Source organism: Aeromonas sp. QDB63, assembly GCF_027707425.1.
GTDB lineage: Bacteria > Pseudomonadota > Gammaproteobacteria > Enterobacterales > Aeromonadaceae > Aeromonas > Aeromonas caviae.
Window position 1 is genome coordinate 1 of record NZ_JAPCIS010000043.1, and the last position, 22993, is coordinate 22993.

23 protein-coding genes and 1 pseudogene are annotated in these 22993 nt (G+C 57.9%); 15 read left to right on the plus strand and 9 right to left on the minus strand.

Translation table 11 applies throughout. The features are described 5' to 3' along the window. A partial coding sequence (locus PG879_RS18770) for a DMT family transporter (RefSeq protein WP_000679417.1) occupies window positions 1-194 on the minus strand: 194 nt, incomplete at its 3' end. A 156-nt stretch (window positions 195-350) separates the two neighbouring features. Next, a complete protein-coding gene (locus PG879_RS18775; RefSeq protein WP_000186237.1) occupies window positions 351-983 on the minus strand; it encodes a type B-3 chloramphenicol O-acetyltransferase CatB3 in 633 nt (210 codons plus the stop codon). Window positions 984-1166: 183 nt separating this feature from the next. On the opposite strand from PG879_RS18775, the gene PG879_RS18780 reads away from it, so the two are divergent. Both PG879_RS18780 and PG879_RS18785 read left to right on the plus strand, forming a co-directional pair. Further along, the gene (locus PG879_RS18780; RefSeq protein ID WP_032492621.1) at window positions 1167-1418 is read left to right on the plus strand and encodes a type II toxin-antitoxin system Phd/YefM family antitoxin; all 252 of its coding nucleotides are present in this window, start codon (window positions 1167-1169) and stop codon (window positions 1416-1418) included. Further along, a complete protein-coding gene (locus PG879_RS18785) occupies window positions 1415-1669 on the plus strand; it encodes a Txe/YoeB family addiction module toxin (RefSeq protein WP_032492620.1) in 255 nt (84 codons plus the stop codon). The genes PG879_RS18780 and PG879_RS18785 overlap by 4 nt, the downstream gene beginning before the upstream one ends. Before the next feature lie 72 nt (window positions 1670-1741). Here the strand turns inward: PG879_RS18785 and aac(6')-Ib are convergent, their stop codons facing one another. Both aac(6')-Ib and PG879_RS18795 read right to left on the minus strand, forming a co-directional pair. Next, window positions 1742-2335 (minus strand): AAC(6')-Ib family aminoglycoside 6'-N-acetyltransferase, encoded by a 594-nt coding sequence (aac(6')-Ib, locus tag PG879_RS18790; protein WP_049637357.1) that lies wholly within the window; start codon window positions 2333-2335, stop codon window positions 1742-1744. Between the two features lie 9 nt (window positions 2336-2344). Beyond that, window positions 2345-3133, minus strand: a pseudogene (locus PG879_RS18795) (AadA family aminoglycoside 3''-O-nucleotidyltransferase); the annotation flags it as partial. 246 nt (window positions 3134-3379) lie between these two features. Between PG879_RS18795 and intI1 the strand changes: the two are divergent. The 3 genes from intI1 to PG879_RS18810 all read left to right on the plus strand — a co-directional run bounded on the left by intI1 (window position 3380) and on the right by PG879_RS18810 (window position 6662). Beyond that, the gene (gene intI1 / locus PG879_RS18800; protein ID WP_000845048.1) at window positions 3380-4393 is read left to right on the plus strand and encodes a class 1 integron integrase IntI1; all 1014 of its coding nucleotides are present in this window, start codon (window positions 3380-3382) and stop codon (window positions 4391-4393) included. Window positions 4394-5088: 695 nt separating this feature from the next. Continuing rightward, window positions 5089-5343 (plus strand): helix-turn-helix domain-containing protein, encoded by a 255-nt coding sequence (locus PG879_RS18805; RefSeq protein WP_017410478.1) that lies wholly within the window; start codon window positions 5089-5091, stop codon window positions 5341-5343. Continuing rightward, on the plus strand, window positions 5343-6662 hold the full coding sequence (locus PG879_RS18810; RefSeq protein WP_047437768.1) for a type II toxin-antitoxin system HipA family toxin: 1320 nt from the start codon (window positions 5343-5345) through the stop codon (window positions 6660-6662). Before PG879_RS18805 ends, PG879_RS18810 begins: the two co-directional genes overlap by 1 nt. Before the next feature lie 418 nt (window positions 6663-7080). On the opposite strand, the gene fhuB is transcribed toward PG879_RS18810, so the two are convergent. The 5 genes from fhuB to PG879_RS18835 are packed head-to-tail and all read right to left on the minus strand — an operon-like array spanning window position 7081 to window position 14620. Further along, entirely contained in the window at window positions 7081-9063 is a 1983-nt protein-coding gene (fhuB, locus tag PG879_RS18815) for a Fe(3+)-hydroxamate ABC transporter permease FhuB (protein WP_239052707.1), read from the minus strand. Continuing rightward, entirely contained in the window at window positions 9060-9962 is a 903-nt protein-coding gene (locus tag PG879_RS18820) for an ABC transporter substrate-binding protein (protein WP_270830570.1), read from the minus strand. The genes fhuB and PG879_RS18820 overlap by 4 nt, the downstream gene beginning before the upstream one ends. Before the next feature lie 31 nt (window positions 9963-9993). Then, a complete protein-coding gene (locus PG879_RS18825) occupies window positions 9994-10758 on the minus strand; it encodes an ATP-binding cassette domain-containing protein (protein WP_270830567.1) in 765 nt (254 codons plus the stop codon). 46 nt (window positions 10759-10804) lie between these two features. After that, window positions 10805-12451, minus strand: coding sequence for a multidrug ABC transporter permease/ATP-binding protein (locus PG879_RS18830; protein ID WP_270830568.1), 1647 nt, complete (start codon window positions 12449-12451; stop codon window positions 10805-10807). A gap of 60 nt (window positions 12452-12511) precedes the next feature. Then, window positions 12512-14620: a TonB-dependent siderophore receptor gene (locus tag PG879_RS18835; RefSeq protein ID WP_270830569.1), complete on the minus strand. Its 2109-nt coding sequence runs from the start codon at window positions 14618-14620 to the stop codon at window positions 12512-12514. 371 nt (window positions 14621-14991) lie between these two features. Here PG879_RS18835 and mioC point away from each other — a divergent pair, with 371 nt between their 5' ends. The 10 genes from mioC to atpH all read left to right on the plus strand — a co-directional run bounded on the left by mioC (window position 14992) and on the right by atpH (window position 22981). Then, window positions 14992-15441 (plus strand): FMN-binding protein MioC, encoded by a 450-nt coding sequence (mioC, locus tag PG879_RS18840; RefSeq protein WP_185367351.1) that lies wholly within the window; start codon window positions 14992-14994, stop codon window positions 15439-15441. 508 nt (window positions 15442-15949) lie between these two features. Then, window positions 15950-17839, plus strand: coding sequence for a tRNA uridine-5-carboxymethylaminomethyl(34) synthesis enzyme MnmG (gene mnmG / locus PG879_RS18845; protein WP_010672271.1), 1890 nt, complete (start codon window positions 15950-15952; stop codon window positions 17837-17839). Window positions 17840-17859: 20 nt separating this feature from the next. Then, entirely contained in the window at window positions 17860-18486 is a 627-nt protein-coding gene (gene rsmG / locus PG879_RS18850; protein ID WP_010672270.1) for a 16S rRNA (guanine(527)-N(7))-methyltransferase RsmG, read from the plus strand. Window positions 18487-18513: 27 nt separating this feature from the next. Next, window positions 18514-19317 (plus strand): ParA family protein, encoded by an 804-nt coding sequence (locus PG879_RS18855; RefSeq protein WP_029313362.1) that lies wholly within the window; start codon window positions 18514-18516, stop codon window positions 19315-19317. After that, window positions 19314-20222 carry a ParB/RepB/Spo0J family partition protein gene (locus PG879_RS18860; protein ID WP_010672268.1) on the plus strand — a complete coding sequence of 303 codons (909 nt, stop codon included), beginning with the start codon at window positions 19314-19316 and terminating at the stop codon, window positions 20220-20222. Before PG879_RS18855 ends, PG879_RS18860 begins: the two co-directional genes overlap by 4 nt. Window positions 20223-20412: 190 nt before the next feature. Continuing rightward, window positions 20413-20823 carry an ATP synthase subunit I gene (locus PG879_RS18865; RefSeq protein ID WP_010672267.1) on the plus strand — a complete coding sequence of 137 codons (411 nt, stop codon included), beginning with the start codon at window positions 20413-20415 and terminating at the stop codon, window positions 20821-20823. Window positions 20824-20831: 8 nt separating this feature from the next. After that, window positions 20832-21614, plus strand: coding sequence for a F0F1 ATP synthase subunit A (gene atpB, locus PG879_RS18870; RefSeq protein WP_010672266.1), 783 nt, complete (start codon window positions 20832-20834; stop codon window positions 21612-21614). Between the two features lie 58 nt (window positions 21615-21672). Then, window positions 21673-21912, plus strand: a complete 240-nt coding sequence (atpE, locus tag PG879_RS18875) for a F0F1 ATP synthase subunit C (RefSeq protein ID WP_010672265.1) — start codon at window positions 21673-21675, stop codon at window positions 21910-21912. A gap of 51 nt (window positions 21913-21963) precedes the next feature. Beyond that, a complete protein-coding gene (atpF, locus tag PG879_RS18880; protein WP_010672264.1) occupies window positions 21964-22434 on the plus strand; it encodes a F0F1 ATP synthase subunit B in 471 nt (156 codons plus the stop codon). Window positions 22435-22447: 13 nt separating this feature from the next. Beyond that, window positions 22448-22981, plus strand: a complete 534-nt coding sequence (gene atpH / locus PG879_RS18885) for a F0F1 ATP synthase subunit delta (protein ID WP_010672263.1) — start codon at window positions 22448-22450, stop codon at window positions 22979-22981. Window positions 22982-22993 lie beyond the last annotated feature (12 nt).

The window sequence follows — 22993 nt, forward strand, 5'->3', positions numbered from 1 at the left end:
CCCGACCAGACTGCATAAGCAACACCGACAGGGATGGATTTCAGAACCAGAGAAAGAAAATAAAATGCGATGCCATAACCGATTATGACAACGGCGGAAGGGGCAAGCTTAGTAAAGCCCTCGCTAGATTTTAATGCGGATGTTGCGATTACTTCGCCAACTATTGCGATAACAAGAAAAAGCCAGCCTTTCATGATATATCTCCCAATTTGTGTAGGGCTTATTATGCACGCTTAAAAATAATAAAAGCAGACTTGACCTGATAGTTTGGCTGTGAGCAATTATGTGCTTAGTGCATCTAACGCCTGAAATAAGCCGTGCCGCGAAGCGGCATCGGCTTGATTGAATTGTTAGACGGCAAACTCGAGCCAATACTTGTGCAGGCCAACAATATTAGACGAGCACAGCATGGGCATTGCCGCTTTGATCTTCTCCAGTGACCAATTCCACCACTCCATCTCCAGAAGCAATGAAATTTCCTCATCGGTGAAGCGTTTCTTAATCTTCTTAGCGGGATTGCCGCCAACGATAGCGTAAGGCTCCACATCTTTTGTCACCAACGAGCGGCTGCCTATCACCGCACCGTGCCCGATCTTGATTCCGGGCATGACCATTGCCTCAGAGCCGATCCAAACGTCATTGCCAATGACAGTATTACCTGCTTTTTGGAAGGCATCGAGTGCGCTTGAGAATGCAGGTTCTTCCTGCATATAAAAGAACGGGAAAGATGATGCCCAGTCGTACCGATGCCCCTGATTGCCAGCCATGATAAAGGAAGCCCCACTCCCGATAGAGCAGAAACTACCGATGATCAACTTATCAACGTCATCACGGTCCGGAAACAGATACCGTGCGCAGTCATCGAATGAGTGCCCATGATAGTAGCCAGAGTAATAGCTGTACCGCCCAACTTTGATATTGGGGTTCTTCACTTGCTCAGAAAGCAGCTTGCCTTTGAAGGGGCTATCAAAGTAGTTGGTCATAAGAGATCCCGCGGTCTGTGACTTTGCCGTCTAACGTTTGAAATAAGGGGCGCCGAGCGCCAGCGAGGGGAGCCAAAAGCTTGCTTTTGGCCGTCCCGACTTGATTGAAGGGTTGGGCGTTTTTTTGCCTCGCCTTCGAGTTGCTCTTGTTGTACAATTTTCTGTACATGTACGGAGGATGTTATGGACGCTATCACTTACACACACGCCCGCGCCAACCTGGCTGGAACCATGGATCGTGTTTGCAACGATCATGAGCCGGTGATCATCACACGTAACGGCGACCAATCGGTTGTGATTCTCTCGCTGGAAGATTTCCAGGCGCTGGAAGAAACTGCGTATCTGCTGCGCAGCCCCGCCAACGCCAAGCGGCTTTTCAAGTCGATCGAGCAACTTGAAGCGGGCCGAGGACAGGCGCGGGAGTTGGCCGAATGAGATTAATTTTTTCCGATGATGCATGGGAAGATTATCTGTTCTGGCAAAAACAAGACCGCCGCATGGTTGATCGAATTAACAAGCTAATTAAAGAAACCACCCGAGAGCCTTTCTCTGGAGTGGGCAAGCCAGAGCCATTAAAACATGCTTTGGCCGGTTATTGGTCTCGTCGAATTACGGATGAGCACCGAATGGTTTACAAAGTGGCGGATGATGCCCTTTGGATCGTTCAACTCAAGTACCACTACTGAAAAGACGCCCAACGTTTGACATGAGGGGCGGCCAAGGGCGCCAGCCCTTGGACGTCCCCCTCGATGGAAGGGTTAGGCATCACTGCGTGTTCGCTCGAATGCCTGGCGTGTTTGAACCATGTACACGGCTGGACCATCTGGGGTGGTTACGGTACCTTGCCTCTCAAACCCCGCTTTCTCGTAGCATCGGATCGCTCGCAAGTTGCTCGGCGACGGGTCCGTTTGGATCTTGGTGACCTCGGGATCATTGAACAGCAACTCAACCAGAGCTCGAACCAGCTTGGTTCCCAAGCCTTTGCCCAGTTGTGATGCATTCGCCAGTGACTGGTCTATTCCGCGTACTCCTGGATCGGTTTCTTCTTCCCACCATCCGTCCCCGCTTCCAAGAGCAACGTACGACTGGGCATACCCAATCGGCTCTCCATTCAGCATTGCAATGTATGGAGTGACGGACTCTTGCGCTAAAACGCTTGGCAAGTACTGTTCCTGTACGTCAGCAAGTGTCGGGCGTGCTTCTTCTCCGCCCCACCACTCGACGATATGAGATCGATTTAGCCACTCATAGAGCATCGCAAGGTCATGCTCAGTCATGAGGCGCAGTGTGACGGAATCGGTGCTGTTGGTCACGATGCTGTACTTTGTGATGCCTAACTTTGTTTTAGACATCATTGGCGTGGAGCCGAGCAGACTGGCGGCTTCGTGCTTCACAAAGTAAATGAACGCAGTCAACTGATCAGCGCGTGAGGCCAAGCAATCCATCCCTTGTCCAAGGTAAGCCTGCTGGGCTTCAAGCAGCACGGGCTGATGTTGGACGGGCAGGCGTTCCATTACCCAGTTGGCAGCTACATCCTTCGGCGCGATCTTGCCGGTTGCTGCGCTGTACCAAATGCGAGACAAGGTAAGCACTACATTCCGCTCGTCGCCTGCCCAATCCGGTTGTGAGTTCCATAGTTTCAAGGTGTCGGCCAGTGCTTTGAATAGATCGCTTTCCGGGACTGGGTTGAAGAAATCTTCCGCGGCCGAACCTGCCAAGGCAAGGCTGTGTTGCCTTGCTTTAGTTAGCAGAATAGCCAGATCAACATCGGTTGTCGCGGGCTCGAAGATGCCCGCAAGAATGTCCTTGCGCTGCCACTCCCCGAATTGCAGTTCCCGTCTGGCTGGATAACGCCAAGGAACAACATCGCCGTACACGACGATGGTAACTTCCAAGGCACGGAGAGCTTCACTTTGGCCGGGAGAAGCGGAAACTTCCAGGAAATCTACGAACAGAGCCTGCCGCACAGTCTCATCGAGCTGTGCAGTCACAGTAACCAGCAAATCAATATCACTGCATGGCTTCAGGCCACCGTCGAGTGCAGAGCCGTACAAATGCACGGCCAGCAACGTCGATCCCAGATGATGCTCGATGACGTTGAGTGCCTGTGATAGCTGTACCGAAATCTCGGCGGGCACTGCGTTGCTCATGATGTCTAACTCCCAATTTGTGTAGGGCTTATTATGCACGCTTAAAAATAATAAAAGCAGACTTGACCTGATAGTTTGGCTGTGAGCAATTATGTGCTTAGTGCATCTAACTTTGTTTTAGGGCGACTGCCCTGCTGCGTAACATCGTTGCTGCTCCATAACATCAAACATCGACCCACGGCGTAACGCGCTTGCTGCTTGGATGCCCGAGGCATAGACTGTACAAAAAAACAGTCATAACAAGCCATGAAAACCGCCACTGCGCCGTTACCACCGCTGCGTTCGGTCAAGGTTCTGGACCAGTTGCGTGAGCGCATACGCTACTTGCATTACAGCTTACGAACCGAACAGGCTTATGTCCACTGGGTTCGTGCCTTCATCCGTTTCCACGGTGTGCGTCACCCGGCAACCTTGGGCAGCAGCGAAGTCGAGGCATTTCTGTCCTGGCTGGCGAACGAGCGCAAGGTTTCGGTCTCCACGCATCGTCAGGCATTGGCGGCCTTGCTGTTCTTCTACGGCAAGGTGCTGTGCACGGATCTGCCCTGGCTTCAGGAGATCGGAAGACCTCGGCCGTCGCGGCGCTTGCCGGTGGTGCTGACCCCGGATGAAGTGGTTCGCATCCTCGGTTTTCTGGAAGGCGAGCATCGTTTGTTCGCCCAGCTTCTGTATGGAACGGGCATGCGGATCAGTGAGGGTTTGCAACTGCGGGTCAAGGATCTGGATTTCGATCACGGCACGATCATCGTGCGGGAGGGCAAGGGCTCCAAGGATCGGGCCTTGATGTTACCCGAGAGCTTGGCACCCAGCCTGCGCGAGCAGCTGTCGCGTGCACGGGCATGGTGGCTGAAGGACCAGGCCGAGGGCCGCAGCGGCGTTGCGCTTCCCGACGCCCTTGAGCGGAAGTATCCGCGCGCCGGGCATTCCTGGCCGTGGTTCTGGGTTTTTGCGCAGCACACGCATTCGACCGATCCACGGAGCGGTGTCGTGCGTCGCCATCACATGTATGACCAGACCTTTCAGCGCGCCTTCAAACGTGCCGTAGAACAAGCAGGCATCACGAAGCCCGCCACACCGCACACCCTCCGCCACTCGTTCGCGACGGCCTTGCTCCGCAGCGGTTACGACATTCGAACCGTGCAGGATCTGCTCGGCCATTCCGACGTCTCTACGACGATGATTTACACGCATGTGCTGAAAGTTGGCGGTGCCGGAGTGCGCTCACCGCTTGATGCGCTGCCGCCCCTCACTAGTGAGAGGTAGGGCAGCGCAAGTCAATCCTGGCGGATTCACTACCCCTGCGCGAAGGCCATCGGTGCCGCATCGAACGGCCGGTTGCGGAAAGTCCTCCCTGCGTCCGCTGATGGCCGGCAGCAGCCCGTCGTTGCCTGATGGATCCAACCCCTCCGCTGCTATAGTGCAGTCGGCTTCTGACGTTCAGTGCAGCCGTCTTCTGAAAACGACACAATATAAGTGGTTTCAATATGATTTTCGAGAGGGTATTAAGTGGTTTTAATGGGGTATACCTTTTTAGAACCACCACATGACGATCGAAACACAACCTTTCGATAGCCTTTTGATCTGACAGCACAAACTTTAAGTGTGATCCGTCATCACAAAGTCGCTTTTGAGTTGTATTTGAGTATTTAAGCGACGTTGCTCACCATTCCTGATCTGCTGAATGGGATGCCAAAGGAGGAAATCTACAGAAGCTGGGCTTTGAGGTGAGTCATCTTTTCGACTCACCGAACAAGCCAGCAGCCAAGCGTAGCGCGGCAGTTCTTTACCCCATGGCTTGGTAATCTCCCCGTCTGCTGTTCTCTTACCCGCTATAGGGGATAAATGTTAGATACCGCCTACAGCGTGTAAGTTACATTTACCTCCTATAACAGGTAAATATTGATATACCTGCCATAGCGTGTAAATTGGAAGAAGGCACGCTACCAGGTTGTCGAATCATGAAAGTAACCAGCGCCAAGCAGCTGAGCGCCTGTATCAAGGATGCCAGGCTTTCTCAAAAGCTCTCTCAAGGCAAAGTGGCCGAGAAAGTAGGGATTAGGCAAGACACAGTCTCCAGCTTCGAGCTCAACCCTGAGTCCACCAAGCTGGAGACCCTGTTCAAGATCCTCGCGGCACTCGAGTTGTCAGTGGATATCAAACCCCGCAATGAGTCATCCGAGAGTCCGGCATCGGGCTGGAAGGAGGAGTGGTAATGGCCAATCTGGCTGTCTATATGAACGGCTATCGGGTAGGCACATTCACCAAAACTACCAGCGGCGCCCATCATTTTCAGTACCATGAGTCATGGCTAGCACAACCGGGCAGCCGTCCGATCTCACTCTCCATGCCATTGCGCCATCAGACCTACCGGGGCGATGAAGCCTATAACTTCTTCGACAACCTGCTGCCAGATAATACGGAGGTGAGAAACAGGGTTGTAGCACGCTATCAAGCGGCATCAACCCAGCCCTTCGATCTGCTCAGTTGCATTGGCCAGGATAGCGTAGGGGCATTACAGCTGGTTACCGAAGGGCACGATGTTCCAGATGTCAGGCGAATCGACTACAAGGCACTTTCCGATGACGAGCTCGAGCAGATCCTGACCAGCTACAAATCAGGAATCCCTTTGGGGATGGTCAGGGAGCAAGAGGAGTTCCGGATCTCTATCGCCGGGGCGCAAGAAAAGACTGCACTGCTCTATCTCGATGGCCGTTGGTACTTGCCACTCAATGCAACGCCGACAACCCACATAATCAAACTCCCTATCGGCAAGATTGAAAGCCACTCCTACTCGATAGACCTCTCCCAGAGCGTAGAAAACGAATATCTCTGCACTCTGATTGCCAAGGAGTTTGGTCTACCCGTACCTCACTGCTTCATGATGCAGGTTGGCCAGGTCAAAGCACTGGCTGTGGAACGCTTCGACAGACGTTACGCTGCCGATCGCAGTTGGATCATGCGCCTTCCCCAAGAAGATTTCTGTCAGGTATTGAATGTTCCGTCAGCACGGAAATACGAGAACCATGGAGGACCGGGGATCACTGACATCATGAAAACCTTGCTGGGCTCTGCGACACCAGAACAGGATCGCTACCTATTCATGAAATCTCAGGTCCTGTTCTGGCTGCTGGCGGCCACCGATGGCCATGCAAAAAACTTCTCGGTCTTTATTGAGCCGGAAGGGCGTTTTCGCCTGACCCCTTTTTACGACATCCTATCTGTCTATCCAGTATTTGGCGGCCGAGGCCTCAACCGAAGGGACGCCAAGCTCGCTATGGGCCTAGCAAGCAGCAAGGGAAAGAAGTACGCCATTGAGCAGATATTCCCGCGTCATTTCTTCCAAACGGCGAAAGCTGTGGGATTTGAGCGTTCTGCTATGGAAGAGATCCTGACAGAACTGGCCAACTCCGTTGATGATGTTATTGAGCGCGTTACACAGCAATTGCCAGCAGGCTTCCCCGATACCATCAGCAGCACCATTCTAGAGGGCCTAAAAGCCCGCTCAGCCAGGCTGATAAAGGGCTGGGATTAAAATGGCGGTATGTGGGATGACTGCACGGTTAGCCAAACTACCTATGGGAAACTTGCACGGTTCGAAGAGTAAAGCGGCTTTCCAGGTTCCGGACGGTGCTATAGTCGGTTCAAAATATGTTCAAAACTCACTTAAAAGGCGGCTTTGACTGCGTGTGGTGGCATCGCGTTGATTCATATGGGAAGGCTGCACGATCGAGAATGGACTATGTGGGAACGCTGCACGATGGCAGAAACCCGTGAGCGGCCTCTCAATATGCTGTTTTAGTTACTTTTACTCCAAGTGGCCCCCGAAAAGTCACTAACATATTGAAGATAATAAATTATTTACATTCTGCATCGGCAAGTAAGTCCGCAGAGCAGGCAATGAAAAGCCCGGGTTCATCCCGGGCTTTTTTGTGCGCTTTTCATCCACCGACCTAGAGGCGGCGCAGGCACCACATGAAGTAAGCACCCCCTAACAGGGTGGAGACCAGACCGACGGGCACCTCCTGGGGAAAGAGGATCTGCTGGCCGATCCAGTCCGCCGACACCATCAGCAAAGCGCCACAGCCTGCGGCGCCGAGCAGGTGCCAGCGCGCCCTCACCAGCCCCATCAATCTGGCCAGGTGCGGCGCCAGCAGACCGGCAAAGGAGAGCGGGCCTATCACCATGGTGGCACTGGCGGTGAGCACGGCCACCAGCAGCAGGATGGTGAGCTGGGCACGGCCGAGATGGATCCCCAGAGCCGTCGCTACCGCCGGCCCCATGGGCATGAGATCGAGCCAGCGGCTCACCAGCAGGCAGGCTGCCAGCATCAGCAGCGCCAACACCACCAGGGCAAGGGCCACCGGCTGGGTGACGTAATAGGTGGAACCGGACATCCAGGAGAGCAGTTGCTGCACCCGCAGGTCGCCGTTGGCCAGGGCGATGGCCTGCAACGGCTCGAACAGCGCCGTGATGGCGATGCCAGACAGCAGTATCCGCTCCGGCTGGAAGCCGTTGCGCCTGTTGATAAGCACCAGCAGCAACAGGCAGGCGAAGGCGCCCACCAGCCCCCCCAGCAGCATCATGGGCAGCGGCAAGGCGGGCAGCAACAGGGCCGCCGCAATCACCCCCATGAAGGTGCCACCGCTTACCCCCAGCAGTTCGGGGCTCGCCATGGGGTTGTTGCTGACTCGCTGCAACAGGGTGCCTGCCAGCGCCAGCAACACGCCTGCGGCACCCGCTGCCAGCGTGCGCGGCAAGCGCCACTCCAGCTGGGCCTGCCACCGCAGCCAGCTCGGCCAGCCCCAGCCGCCCATCCCCTGCCCAAACAACAGGGAGGCGATCACCGCCGCAGCCAGCCCCAACACCATCAGGCCGACAAGGCGAGTCGGCGCCGGATGGCGGGCCAACTGCAGGGAGGAGTTCGCCTTAGGCGCACTCTGCTTGATACCAAGACGCGGGATCAGCCAGAGCAGCAGCGGCGCCCCCAACAGGGCCGTCATGGCGCCGGTCGGGATCAGCACAGGCCAGAACCGGCTCAGGGTCTGCAGCAGCAGATCGGTGGCCGCCAGCAACAGGGCGCCGAGGATGGGTGCCCACAGCAGCCGCTGAGCCAGTTTTCTGACCCCCAGCAGCCGCACCATGGCGGGCGCAGCCAGCCCGATAAAACCGATCAGCCCCACCACGCTCACCACGCAGGCGGTGATGAAGACCGCGAGGCCGAGACCGGCGAATCTCAGGTGCTTGAGAGAGACCCCCAGGCTGCGAGCGCTGGCATCGTCCAGCTCCAGCACAGCCAGCGGGCGCACCAGCACCACCGCCAGCATCGCGGCCAGCAGCAACCGTGGCAGCAGATAGCCGACGCCGCTCCAGCTGTTCTGGGCCAGAGATCCGCTCCCCCACACCAGCAACCCTTTGAGCTCCTCCTGGAAGAACAACAGCAATCCCATGCTGATGGCGGCCAGATAGAGGTTGATCACCAGCCCTGCAAAGACGATGACCACGGGATTGAGCTGACGGCGCCAGGCCAGGGCGAAGACCAGCCCCATGGCCAGGCTTCCCCCGGCCATGGCGATCCACTCCCGCCCGATCAGCAGCCAGGAGGGGGCGAGCAGGGTCACCATCATCAGCGCCAGCTGGGCGCCGGAGGCCACCCCCAGGGTGGTGGGCGAGGCCAGGGGATTGCGCAGCACCTGCTGCATCAGGGTACCGGCGAGCCCGAGGGCGGCACCGGCCAGCAGGCAGATGGCAAGGCGCGGCAGCCAGCTGAAATGGACCACCGCCTGGCGGGCATCGTCCAGCTCGGGGGAGAACAGGGCCTGCCACCAGAGCGCCCCCGGCAGTTGACGCGCCAGCTCGGCGCAAGCCAGCCCCAGTGTCAGCACCAACAGGCAGAGACCCGGACGCAGCAGGGGCGAAGAAAGAGAAGAGCTCATTGATTTGATCCCCCGGTTGCTCTGTGGACAGCCTGCTCCCGCAAGGCACCGTCCAGCAGGGTGGCGAAGCGGCGGGCCGCCAATATGCCACCAAAACTCCATGTCGCAGGCAGATGGATCACCGGATTGTTCTGTACCAGCGGGAGATGCTGCCACAATCCAGGCTCCTGAAGTTTTTCACCAACTCCTACGGGCACGGGGTCCACCACCACCAGCCTGGCCTCCGGCATCCCGAGAAACTGCTCCAGGCTCGCGACCGAGAATCCCCAGGCATTGGTCTCTCCCTGCCAGGCGTTGCGAAGGCCGAGGCGCTGCATCACTGCCTCGAACAGGCTGCCACGGCCAAACACCCGCACATGGCGCTCATCGATGAATTGCACCACCAGCAAGGGGGGCAGATCGGCGGGCTGCGCCGCCTGCATCTGTGCCAGATCCAGCTCCAGCGCGGCGAGCTGGCGTTCGGCCTCGGTCTCTTTGTTGACCAGGGCGGCGATGGTCAGGGTCGCTTCCCGCAGTCGCTGCCACAGATCGGTGCCCGGTTCATACAGGGCGATGGAGTGCACCGGCGCGATGCGGGAGAGGGTCGGCGCCAGGGGGGCCGCCAGCGGCGAGATGAGAATAAGATCCGGTTTGAGCTCCGCCAGCAGTTCCCGGTTGGGTTGGGCACGCAGCCCGATATCGATCACCCCGGCAGGAAGCTGGGGTTCACCGACCCAGGCGCGATAGGGGGCCACATCCCCCACCGCCATCGGGGCGACCCCCAGAGCCAGCAGGGTCTCGGCTATGGTCCAGTCCACTGTGGCGATGCGGGGCGTGGCGCTGGTGGCGTCGGTGGCGGTGACAAGCTGCCCGGCCTCCCCTGCCAGGGGCAGCAGCAGACTGAGCAGACAGGGCGCCATCTTCAATAAACGGTTCAAGAGCGGCCCCCGGTCAGACGATGGCGATGGCGTGGTCATGGGCCGGATGGCGAATGACCTCCATGGGGATGCCATAGATGGCGTTCAGGGTCTCCCCTGTCATGATCTGTTCGGGCTCGCCGTGGGTCAGCAGACGGCCGGAGTGCAGCGCCACCAGCCGATCGCAGAAACGGGAGGCCATGTTGATGTCGTGAATGACGATGATGACCCCGAGGTTGAGCTGGCGGCTGAGCTGCTTGACGAGCGTGAGCACCTCCACCTGATGGGCCACGTCCAGGGCGGCCAGTGGCTCGTCCAACAGGATGAAACGGCTCTCCTGAGCCAGCAGCATGGCGAGCCAGACTCGTCCCCGCTCGCCACCGGAGAGGGTATCCACCAGCCGATCGGCAAAGCGTTCGGTGTGGGTCAGGGCGATGGCCCGCTCCACCTGACGGTGATCTTCCGCTCCCATCCGGCCCAGCAGGCCGCGCCAGGGGTAGCGCCCCATCTCCACCAGTTCGCGGCCGAGCAGGTTTTCGGCACTCGGCAGGTGCTGGGGCAGATAGGCCACCTGACGGGCAAACTCCCGGTTGCCCCAGGCAGACAACGGCTGGTCATCGAACAGGATCTCCCCGCCGCAGTGGGGTTGCTGGCGCGCCAGCAGCTTGATCAGGGTCGATTTGCCCGACCCGTTGTGGCCGATGAGGCCATAGACCCGACCTTGCTCGAAGCGAAGGCTGGTGGGGTGCAGCAGCGTGCGGTCATTGACCGCGAAGCTGGCGGATTTCATCTCGAACATAAGCAATTCCTGTGCTGGCTTGCTGCCAGTCTCATCGGTGCCAGCATCAGGCCGGCACCTTGCCATCCAGATGGGCGACCGCATCCCGGCTCACCTGCTCGCGCTGCTCGCCGGTCAGTTCGGTGAGGTGGCCCTGGCGCATCTCCAGCAGGCGATCGGCCAGTGAGAAGTAGTGATCGTCGTGGCTGATGGCGATCACCGTCTTGCCCATCTCCTTGAGACGCGGCAACAGCACCTGATAGAAGATGCGGCGGAACTGGGGATCCTGATCCGCGGCCCACTCGTCGAACAGCATCACCTCCCGCTGCTCTGCCAGGGCCAGCAGCAGGGCGACCCGCTTGCGCTGGCCCTGGGAGAGGTCGATGTCGGCGATGAAGCCATCCTCGATGGCAAGCTTGCTGCCCATCTGCAACCGCTCAAGCCACTCGGCAACCAGCGCCTCTTTCGGCTCGGGCCCCAGCAAATGCTGGAACAGGTGGTAGTCGGTGAAGATGGCGGAGAAGAGCGCCAGATAGCCGTTGCGATCGGTGACCGGCTCCCCATCCAGCAGGATCCGGCCAGATACCGGTTGATAGAGCCCGGTCAGCAGCATGGCCAGGGTCGACTTGCCGGAGCCATTGCCACCGATGAGGAATATCTGCTCCCCCCGCTCGATCACCAGATTGATGGGGCCCACGGAGAAACCGCCTTCCCCCTGGTAGTGAAAGCTCACCTGATCCAGCTCGATGCGCTGCCAGGGGCGAGGCGCAGGCGGCAGCGGGAACGCTTCGTCCGGCTCCGCCAGATTGAGGGCAGCTATCTTGTCGAACGCCACCTGGGCGGCGATCAGAGTCGGCAAGGCTCCGATACCTTGCAGCAAGGGAGTGCGCAGGAACAACAGGGTCAGGGCGAAGGTGGCGGCCACATTGGTGTTGGCCCAGCCCAGCCCGTTGGCCAGGAAGAAGACCAGGCCGATGGCACCCAGCATCATGATGTTCGACCAGTTCACCGCGCTCAGGTGGTAGGTATCGGCGCGGATGATCTGCTCCCGGTAGTCCCGGGCATTCTGCTCATAGAGCTGGTGGTAGACGAAGTGGGCACGCTCGCGGTTGAGCGCCAGCTCCTTGCTCCCGGCGATGATGGACTGGTAGTTCTGGTAGAGCCTGTCTTCGGCCTGGCGCATGTGCGCCAGGTGGCGATAGACCCGGTTCACCAGCAGCCAGCCCACCACCATGGTCACGGTGACCCAGAGGGCGGTAACACCGAGCAAGGCGGGAGAGAGCAGGCCAAGGTAGATGATGGAGCCCAGGGTGAGCACCAGACCCTGTACCAGCTCCGGCAGGCGCACGAAGGCGATGGTGATCTGACCGATGTCGCTGGAAAGGGAGGCCAGGAGCGGCCCCTGCCCTATTTGACGCAGACGGGCGACGTCGGTATCCAGCAGTTGCTTGAGCAGGCGGCCACGCAACCGGTAGACGAAATGGTGACCCAGGGTGGTCAGGGCCAGTTGGGATCCGAGCGTGATCACCAGCAGCAGCAAGACAAGGCCGACAAGCTGACCCAGGATCGGCAGCGGATCCCCGACTGATTCGATAAGTGATTGATTGATGAAGGCAATGACGCCTATCCCGCTGACAGCACTCAGCAGGCTGAGCAGGGTAATGGCGATGAAGGGCCAACGGTATTGGCGATAAACCAGTGACAAGAGTTCCATGACAGGCCTGTAGATGAATGGAAGGAGGGCGGGAGCCTTCGCCCCCGCCCGGCCTGTCGCTTACCAGCGGTAGTTGACGGTGCCGACTATGCTGCGCGGCTCGCCGTAGTAGCAGTAGTAGTCGCAGCTCGCCACATAGGTGTCGTTCAGCAGGTTGTTGACGTTGATCTGGGCACGCCAGTTCTTGGCAAAGTCATACCCGATCATCGCATCCCATACGGTGTGTGCCGGTACCTGGGCGGAACCATAGATGGGGGTGTAGTCCGCATTCACCGCGCCGATGCCGATGCTGGAACCCACATAGCGCACGCCGGAACCCAGCTCAAGACCGGATATCGGGCCCTGCTGCACCTTGTAGTTGCCCCAGAAGGAGGCCTGGTGGCGCGGGATCAGGCTCGCACGACGATCGCCGTTGCCGGTGTCGTTGGTCTTGGCATCGGTATAGGTATAGGCAGCGGTCAGGCGCAAGGCCTCGGTGGCCTGCACGCTCCCCTCCAGCTCGACCCCCTGGGAGGTCACTTCACCGGCCTGGGTCTGCTGGCCGGAGCCGGTAGAGACCAGGGAGTTGGTCTGCTCCAGATCGAACAGCGCCAGGTTGATGTAGCCATCGAGGAAGCTGGGTGCGTACTTGACGCCGGTCTCGTAGAGCTTGCCTTCCAGCGGCTTGTAGGAGTTGCCGGTGTTGGGGTCTATCCCCGGCAGCACTTCGAAGGATTCCGCATAGGCGAAGTAAGGGGAGAGACCGTTGTCGGCCAGGTACATCAGGCTGCCGGAGAGAGAGAGGTTGTCGTCGTACTGTTTCTCGTTCTTGCTCTTGGCTTCGCTGATGTTGTGGGTTTCCACGTAGTCGAAACGACCGCCCGCGGTCAGCAGCCAGCGATCATCCCAGCGGATCTGGTGCTGGGCATAGAGGCCGCTCTGGCCCTTGGTGCTCTTCTGATGGGTCGCGGTGGATTCATCAAAACCGGGGAAACCGCTGTAATCCGGGTTCATGGTGTTGATGGCGCCCATGCCATAGTTGTCGGCTTCCTGGCCTTCATTCACATGGCGCTGCAGATCCACCCCCAGCAGCAGGGTCTGCTCCGTGCTGTCGGTGTTCCAGTAGCCCACCATCTGGTTGTCCATGGTGGCGCTCTTGGTATCCCCATCCCGGTAGACCAGGCCGCGGTAGGCGGTGGTGCCTTCATAGGTCGGGAAGATATAGGTCTGGCGCAGCAGCAGATCGTTGTAGTTGAAGCGAACGTTCTGCTTGAACTCCCAGGTCTGGTTGAGCTGGTGGGCCAGCTCGTACCCGGCGGAGATCTGGGTATTGCGATTGCGATCGTAATCCGGCTGGCTCAGGTTGGTGGAGGGATCGATCTGGCCGCCGGAGGTATTCAGGGTGCCGTAAACCGGGAAGAAGCCGTTGGTCGGCACCCCTTCATCGTGCTTGAAGCTGGAGAGCAGCGTCAGCGTGGTGCGATCCGAAATATCCAGAGTTACGCTCGGCGCCAGATAGGCGCGCTCGTTGTAGGTGCCATCCAGCACGCCGTCCCGTTCGTTGTAGAGGGCCACCAGACGATAACGGCTGTTGTCGGTAAGAGAGTCAGAGACATCCACCCCGACCTGGCGCAGATCCCGGTTGCCCAGTTGCAGGTTCACCAGACCCTGCGGGGTCGCGGTCGGACGCTTGCTGATGGCGTTGATGACGCCTCCGGGAGGGGCTTCGCCATACAGAATGGAGGCCGGGCCTTTGAGCACTTCCACGCTCTCAAGGCCGAAGGGTTCCGGGGTCCAGACATAGTAACCGGTGCTGAACAGGCGGTTGCCATCCAAGTAAGAAGCCGCATCGAAGCCGCGCACCTTGAACCAGTCAGCATCCGTGTCCGAACCATAGGACTGGGACAGGACGCCGGAGCGATAGCGCAGGGACTCGTCGAGCTTGAGTACGGCGTGCTGGTCCAGCTCTTCGCGATTGACCACGGAGACGGCACGGGGGGTCTCTGCCATGGGGACCTCGACCTTCATGGCGGTCCCGGTAACGACCATGGTTTCACCCGCCTTGGGCAACTCTTTATCCGTCTGTTCCGCCGCCAACACGGGCAGGGACGCCAGCAGACAGGAGAGCGGCAGCAGCTGTGCGCCTCTCTTTCGCATCACGGCATTCGGGGTATTTTTTTGCGCAATCATATAAGTGTCTCAAATATCAATAAGTTATGTTTGATTTCTTATTATGGGTGCCCAATTGGACCGGTCAGCCCGGCGCCTCAGGCGAATAAAGCAGCGCCATGCTACTACAGGTGCCGTGATCGAATCGATTCAATAATTGCTAATCATTTGCATCTGCATTGTTAATTGATGTTTTGAAGTGTCGTTTGACAACGAAAGGGGCGATGAGGTCCCAACAGGCGGAAAGAAGGCGCCACGACGGCCACGAGACCGGCTTTGGCTGCAAAAAAGTGGACAGGATCCTTATCTCCAAGCTTTATCCATATTTATCCACATGCTTTGGCGGTAAGATCCCCCCTCTTCACTTTTTCGATGACATCAGGATCCATTCCATGGCCAAACTCAACCTCGTCGTCGGCTCCATGCTGGGGGCCTCCGAATATGTCGCAGATCATGTGGTCGGCCTGCTTGAACAGGCGGGCCACCAGGCGGAGATCCACAACCCCGCCAGCCTGGCCAGGATCCTGACCGAGCCAGAAGCCATCGTGTTGGTGGTCACTTCCACCCATGGTGCGGGGGATGTACCCGACAATCTGCAGCCCTTTGCCCGGGATCTTGCCGAGCAGCAGCCGGATCTCGCCGCCTTCAAGTACGGAGTGATCGCCCTGGGGGATCGCAGTTATGACACCTTCTGCCAGGGCGGCAAGACGCTGGATCGGCTGCTGGCCGGGTGCGGTGCCAGCCGACTGGGGGATCTCCTGGAAATAGACGTGACCCAACACGAGATCCCCGAAGATGCCGCAGAAACCTGGATCCACGACTGGATGACCTTGATCAGCTGATCAGGGCCAGGGAGATCCGGTCACGACCCCCGATCTCCCTGGTTATCCCCAGATCCCTATCCACCAGGTTATTAACAGGGGGATCCGGATAAGTTTTTCCCGAGAGCTCCCCACATGAGCTCGGATAATTGTGCATAACTTAGGTGCTAAGCTCTGCAAAACCTATAGTTATTCATGTATTAGATCTTGCCGACCATGTATCTGTGCATAAAAACCCATGTTATCCCCCCGTTCGCCCCCTCTGGATCCAAGCTTTTCCACAAGCAGCGATCGACCTTAACCGAATGATCTTTATGATCAAAAATGCCTTATCAACAGAAGTCGCGGATCCTAATAAAAGATCCAATAAAAGATCGATCTAAAGATCCTTAAGATCTATTTAACCGATCCCTGATCCATACTGATCCTGAAGTAGACGTTCCCCTCCGGATGCTAAACAGATAGAATGATCCGCCCTTCAGACCAGGCAAACAAAGATCTTCAGGCGTGCAGATCAAGGTGATCCCCAATGCAATACCATGAACAATTTGATGTGATCGTCGTCGGTGGCGGTCATGCAGGAACCGAAGCAGCAACAGCGGCAGCCCGCATGGGTCTCAATACCCTGTTGCTCACCCACAACATAGATACGCTGGGGCATATGTCCTGCAATCCGGCGATCGGCGGGATCGGCAAGGGGCACCTGGTCAAGGAAGTCGACGCCCTTGGCGGGATCATGGCGCAGGCCATCGATCTCGGCGGGATCCAGTTCCGCACGCTCAACTCTTCCAAGGGCCCTGCGGTGCGGGCTACCCGTGCCCAGGCGGATCGCCTGCTGTACAAGGCTGTGGTGCGTCAGACCCTGGAGAACTACCCGAACCTGAAGATCTTCCAGCAGGCCTGCGACGATCTGGTCATGGACGGGGATCGCGTCGCCGGGGTCGTTACCCAGAGCGGGATCCGCATCAGCGGCAAGACGGTCGTACTGACCGTTGGCACCTTCCTCAATGGTCTGATCCACATTGGCATGGAGAACTACAAAGGGGGTCGCGCCGGGGATCCTCCCTCTATTGCCCTCGCCCAGCGCCTGCGTGAAATGCCGCTGCGCATCGATCGCCTCAAAACGGGCACGCCACCACGCATCGATGCACGCACCGTCGATTTTTCCGTGATGCAGCAGCAACATGGTGACGATCCTCGCCCGGTCTTCTCCTTCATCGGCAACGCCAGCCAGCATCCGCGCCAGATGCCTTGCTACGTGACCCATACCAATGAGCAGACCCACGAGGTGATCCGCAACAACCTGGATCGCAGCCCCATGTACGCCGGGGTGATCGAGGGAATAGGCCCGCGCTACTGCCCGTCGATCGAGGACAAGATCACCCGCTTTGCCGACAAGACGGCGCACCAGATCTTTGTGGAACCGGAAGGCCTGACCACCCACGAGCTCTACCCGAACGGGATCTCCACCAGCCTGCCGTTCGACGTGCAGGTGCAGATCGTCCGCTCGATCCGTGGCTTCGAGAATGCCCATATCACCCGCCCTGGCTACGCCATCGAGTACGATTTCTTCGATCCGCGGGATCTCAAGGCCAACATGGAGAGCAAGTGCATCGAGAACCTCTTCTTCGCCGGCCAGATCAACGGCACCACCGGCTATGAAGAGGCCGCTGCCCAGGGATTGATGGCCGGTCTGAACGCGGGCTTGCGCGCCCAGGGCAAGGAAGCCTGGCACCCACGCCGGGATCAGGCCTACATGGGCGTGATGATGGACGATCTCTCCACCCTGGGGACCCGCGAACCCTATCGCATGTTCACCAGCCGTGCCGAATATCGCCTGCTGCTGCGGGAAGACAATGCGGATCTGCGCCTGACCGCCATCGGCCGCGAGCTGGGTCTGGTGGATGATCATCGCTGGAGCCTGTTCAATGCCAAGGTGGAACAGGTGGAGCAGGAACGTCAGCGCATGCGCTCGACCTGGATCCACCCGCAGCATCCGTCTCTGGAGGCCGTCAACGCCCTGGTCAACACTCCCCTGACCCGGGAGCAGAGCCTGGAAGAGCTGCTGCGTCGCCCCGAGGTGACCTACGATGCCCTGATGGCCATCGAGGGTGTAGGGCCTGCATTGACCGATGCGGCTGCCGCGGATCAGGTGGAGATCCAGATCAAGTACGCCGGTTACATCGAGCGTCAGCACGACGAGGTGGAGAAACAGCTGCGCAACGAAAACACCCTGCTGCCGCTGGACATGAACTACCGCGACGTGAACGGTCTCTCCAACGAGGTGATCGCCAAGCTCAACGATGCCAAGCCAGAGACCATTGGTCAGGCGTCCCGCATCTCCGGCATCACCCCTGCCGCCATCTCCATCTTGCTGGTGCACCTGAAGAAACACGGCCTGCTGCGTAAAACCGCCTGAGGAATTCCCCGTTGGACAACATGCTGCAAAGATTGAACGGCCTGCTCATGCAGGCCGGAATTGTTATCACCGAAACCCAGAAGACCCAGTTGGTGCAGTTGGTCGAGTTGCTGCACAAGTGGAACAAGGCTTACAATCTCACCTCGGTGCGAGATCCGGACGCCATGCTGGTCAAGCATATCCTCGACAGCCTGGTGGTGAGTCCTCACCTGCACGGTGAACGCTTCATCGATGTGGGAACGGGTCCGGGTCTGCCCGGACTGCCGCTGGCCATCATCAATCCGGACAAACAGTTCGTGCTGCTCGACAGCCTGGGCAAGCGGATCAACTTCATCCGCCAGGTGATCCTGGAGCTGGGGTTGACCAATGTGACCCCCGTCAAATCCCGGGTGGAGGAGTATCAACCCGAGACCGGATTTGATGGTGTACTGAGCCGGGCTTTCGCCTCCCTGGAGGACATGCTGAGCTGGTGTCATCATCTGCCGTCACCCGAGGGCAGCTTCCTGGCGCTCAAGGGACAATACCCCGAGCAGGAGCTGGCACAGTTGCCTGACAGCATTCGTCTGGTTGCCACCCACAAGCTGGTGGTGCCGGAACTGGAAGGCGAACGCCATCTGCTGGAGTTTAAAGCCATCCAGCCCGAATAGGGCCGCCGCATTCATTTAGGGGACAGTGTGGGAAAAGTCATTGCCATAGCCAACCAGAAGGGTGGAGTGGGTAAAACCACCACCTGTGTGAATCTGGCCGCCTCCATGGCCGCTACCCGGCGCAAGGTGCTGGTGATCGATCTGGATCCGCAGGGCAATGCCACCATGGGCAGTGGCGTCGACAAGTACGATGTCGAACGCACTGCCTATGAACTGCTGATCGAAGATGCCCCCATCGGCGAGGTGATCATCCCCGAAACCTCGGGAGGCTATCACCTGATCGCCGCCAATGCCGACGTGACCGCGGCAGAAATCCGCCTGATGGAGTTTTTTGCCCGCGAGATCCGCCTGCGCAACGCCCTGGCCTCGGTCAGGGACAAGTACGACTACGTCTTCATCGACTGCCCGCCTTCTCTCAACATGCTGACGGTGAACGCCATGGCCGCCGCCGACTCCGTGCTGGTGCCCATGCAGTGCGAATACTATGCGCTGGAAGGGCTGACCGCCCTGGTGGACACCATCAGCAAGCTGGCAGCCGTGGTCAATCCAGAGCTGAAGATCGAAGGGGTGCTGCGCACCATGTTCGATCATCGCAACCGGCTGGCCAATGATGTGTCCGATCAGCTGAAACAGCATTTCGGGGACAAGGTCTATCGCACCATCATTCCCCGCAACGTAAGACTGGCGGAGGCGCCGAGTTTTGGCGCGCCAGCCATGCACTATGACAAATCATCGGTGGGGGCCAAGGCCTATCTGGCCCTGGCTGGCGAGATCCTGCGCCGCCAGGAACAGGAGTCCCAGCCGCTCACCGCAGATCGAGAGAGCATATGACGCCGAAGAAACGTGGGCTGGGCAAGGGGCTGGACGCCCTGCTCAGCACCAGCACGGCCGCCCGCCAGAAACAGGTGATGAGCGACCAGCGCACCGAACAGGCCATGGCCCCGACCAATCAGGGGGAATTGCGCAAGCTGCCGGTGGAGTGGCTGCAGTCCGGCAAATACCAACCGCGCAAGGATATGTCCCAGGACGCGCTGGAGGAGCTGGCCAACTCCATCCGTGCACAAGGGGTGATCCAGCCCATCGTGGTTCGCTCCATCGGTGAAAACCGTTTCGAAATCATTGCTGGTGAACGCCGCTGGCGCGCCTCCCAGCTGGCCCGTCTCGAAGTGGTGCCCTGCCTGGTCAAGGATGTCGCCGACGAGGCGGCCGTCGCCATCGCACTCATCGAGAACATCCAGCGTGAAGATCTCAACGCCATCGAGGAGGCCGTCGCCCTCCAGCGCCTGCTGACGGAGTTCGAACTGACTCACCAGCAGGTTGCCGAGGCGGTAGGCAAGTCCCGCACCACGGTCACCAACCTGCTGCGTCTCAACCAGCTCAACGAGGACGTGAAGCGCTTCGTGGAGCACGGCGACCTCGACATGGGGCATGCCCGTGCCCTGCTGGCCCTGAGCGGCCAGGCCCAGTCAGAGCTGGCCAAACTGGTGGCCCAGAAGGGGCTGACAGTGCGAGATACCGAGAAGCTGGTGCAAAAAGCACTGGAACCGGCAAAAACCAGGGTTGAACCCGTCCGTGATCCCCAGTTTGGTTATCTCGAGCGCCAGATTTCTGAAAAAATTGGCAATCAGGTGCAACTTCAGCCGGGCAAGAAAGATAGCGGCAAGTTAGTAATAAGTTACGATAACTTGGCAGATTTGGACCGGGTATTGGGCTATTTTGGCCTGTCAGAATCGTGATTTTTACGCTTTTTGTAGTAATAAAACATCCATTACTTTCGATATGAACATAACCTTAATTTCGCGCGGAAAGCCGCAAAAATTAAGGATTTTTGCCATGTTGCAATAGCCGTCTTCACGGGTATAATTTGACCGGCTTTTCGAGCTGTGAACCTGGGGTCTTCGGATCCCGATTTTTTACAGTTCTGTAATGTTCAGGGGTAGGTTGGTGAAGCAGAAAATAGCCTTGGAAGGTTTGACGCTGGCCTTGGCTATGCTCGTTTGTCAGCTGGTCCTGATCCTGGCGATCGCCACCGTCTGGTTTTATCAGGCGGGAGAGTTCGCCGGACAATCCTCTCTCTACGGAGGGGGGATGTACTGGGTTCCTCAAGCCCTGTTCACGCTCTGGGTTCTGCGCCGCAAGGTGACGAAAGAGAGCGTAGGCCTGGTTTTGCGGGACTTTTATGGTGGGGCAGGGATTAAGCTCATTACTACAACAGGACTTTTCGCCCTGCTGTTTGGCGCCGGGATTGAGGTCGACACCGCCTCGTTCTTCGCCACTTATATCCTCGCCCTCGTTGTACAGTGGATAGTTTCATTCACGCTTAACAACCACTATTAGGAAAACTCATGTCTGCAACCGGAGAAGTCCTGACTCCTCAGGGATATATCTCCCACCACCTGACCCACCTGCAAGTAGGGTCCGGGTTCTGGACGGTGAATATCGATTCCATGATATTTTCCGTCGTGCTAGGCGCCCTGTTTATCTGGTTGTTCCGCAAGGTTGCCGTCAAGGCCACCAGCGGTGTGCCCGGTAAGCTGCAGTGCTTTGTGGAGATGCTGGTCGAGTTTGTGAATGGTAACGTCAAGGACATCTTTCATGGTCGCAACAAGGTCATCGCACCTTTGGCCCTGACGGTGTTCGTGTGGATCTTCCTGATGAACTTCATGGACCTGATCCCCGTTGACTTTATCCCTCACGCTGCACAGTTGATGGGTGTTCCCTATCTGCGTGTGGTTCCCTCTGCTGACGTTAACATCACCATGTCCATGGCTTTGGGCGTGTTCTTCTTGATCCTGTACTACAGCATCAAGGTCAAGGGTATCAGCGGGTTCGTGAAGGAGCTGACGCTTCAGCCTTTCAATCACCCTGCTGCCATCCCGGTTAACTTCATCCTTGAAACCGTCACGTTGATTTCCAAGCCTGTTTCATTGGGTCTGCGACTGTTCGGCAACATGTATGCTGGCGAACTGATCTTCATCCTGATTGCGGGTTTGTTACCCTGGTGGTCACAGTGGATCCTGTCCGTGCCTTGGGCAATCTTCCACATCCTGATCATCACTTTGCAGGCGTTTATCTTCATGGTTCTGACCATCGTCTATCTGTCGATGGCGCAGGAAGACCATGGTTGATGCAACTCAAATAATCCTTTTTATACAATCAATTACATCTAAATAAATGGAGATCCTCATGGAAAACTTGAACATGGACCTGCTGTACATCGCTGCTGCAATGATGATGGGTCTGGCGGCTATCGGCGCCTCCATCGGTATCGGTATCCTGGGTGGCAAGTTCCTGGAAGGTGCAGCTCGTCAACCTGACCTGATCCCTGTTCTGCGTACCCAGTTCTTCATCGTGATGGGTCTGGTGGATGCGATCCCGATGATCGCCGTTGGTCTGGGTCTGTATGTGATGTTTGCGGTTGCCTAAGTCATTACGACTCACGCAGAACCCATTAACTAACTAAAGAGGACATCGGCTGTGAATATCAACGCCACCCTCCTCGGCCAAGCAGTTGCTTTTTTCATCTTCGTAGTGTTTTGCATGAAGTACGTATGGCCGCCGCTGATGGCTGCCATCGAAGCCCGTCAGAAAGAAATCGCTGACGGCCTCTCTTCTGCAGAACGTGCCAAGAAAGATCTGGAGCTGGCCAAGGCCAACGCCACCGATCAGCTGAAAGAAGCCAAGCTTCAGGCTGCTGAAATCATCGATCAGGCCAACAAACGCAAGGCCCAGATCATTGATGAGGCCGCTGTCGGAGCCCAAGCTGAGCGGGAGAAAATCCTGGCTCAGGGCCGTGCAGAGATCGAAGCTGAACGTCATCGTGCCAAAGAAGAACTGCGCAAGCAGGTTGCTGCTCTTGCCATCGCGGGTGCAGAGAAGATCCTGGCACGCCAAATCGACCAGGCTGCCAACAGCGACATCGTCGACAAACTGGTAGCAGAACTGTAACGGGAACGGGGCTATGTCTGAACTGACTACAATCGCTCGCCCCTACGCCAAGGCTGCTTTCGAGTTTGCCGTTGAGCACAAGGCGGTTGACCAATGGCTGGAGATGCTCGATTTCGCCGCTCAGGTGGCAGAAAACGAGACCATGCACAGCCTGGTAAACGGCTCCGTTGCTGCCGAAGAACTGGCAAAGCTGTTTGTCGGTGTCTGCGGTGAGCAGCTCAACGAGCACGGTCAGAACCTGATCCGGGTGATGGCCGAGAATGGTCGCTTGGGTGTGCTGCCGGCGGTCGTTGCCGAATTCGTCGCGCTCAAGGCTGAACTGGACAAAGAAGTTCAGGCTGACGTGATTTCGGCGATCGAACTGACCGACCAGCAGAAAGCCAATATTCAGGCTTCTCTGGAACAACGTCTCGCGCGCAAAGTGAAGCTGAATTGCAGCACAGATGCGTCCTTGATGGCCGGGGTGCTCATCAAGGCCGGTGATCTCGTTATCGACGGCACGGTCCGCGGTAAGCTGGATCGCATGGCCGATGCGCTGCAATCTTGATTGGGGTATTAG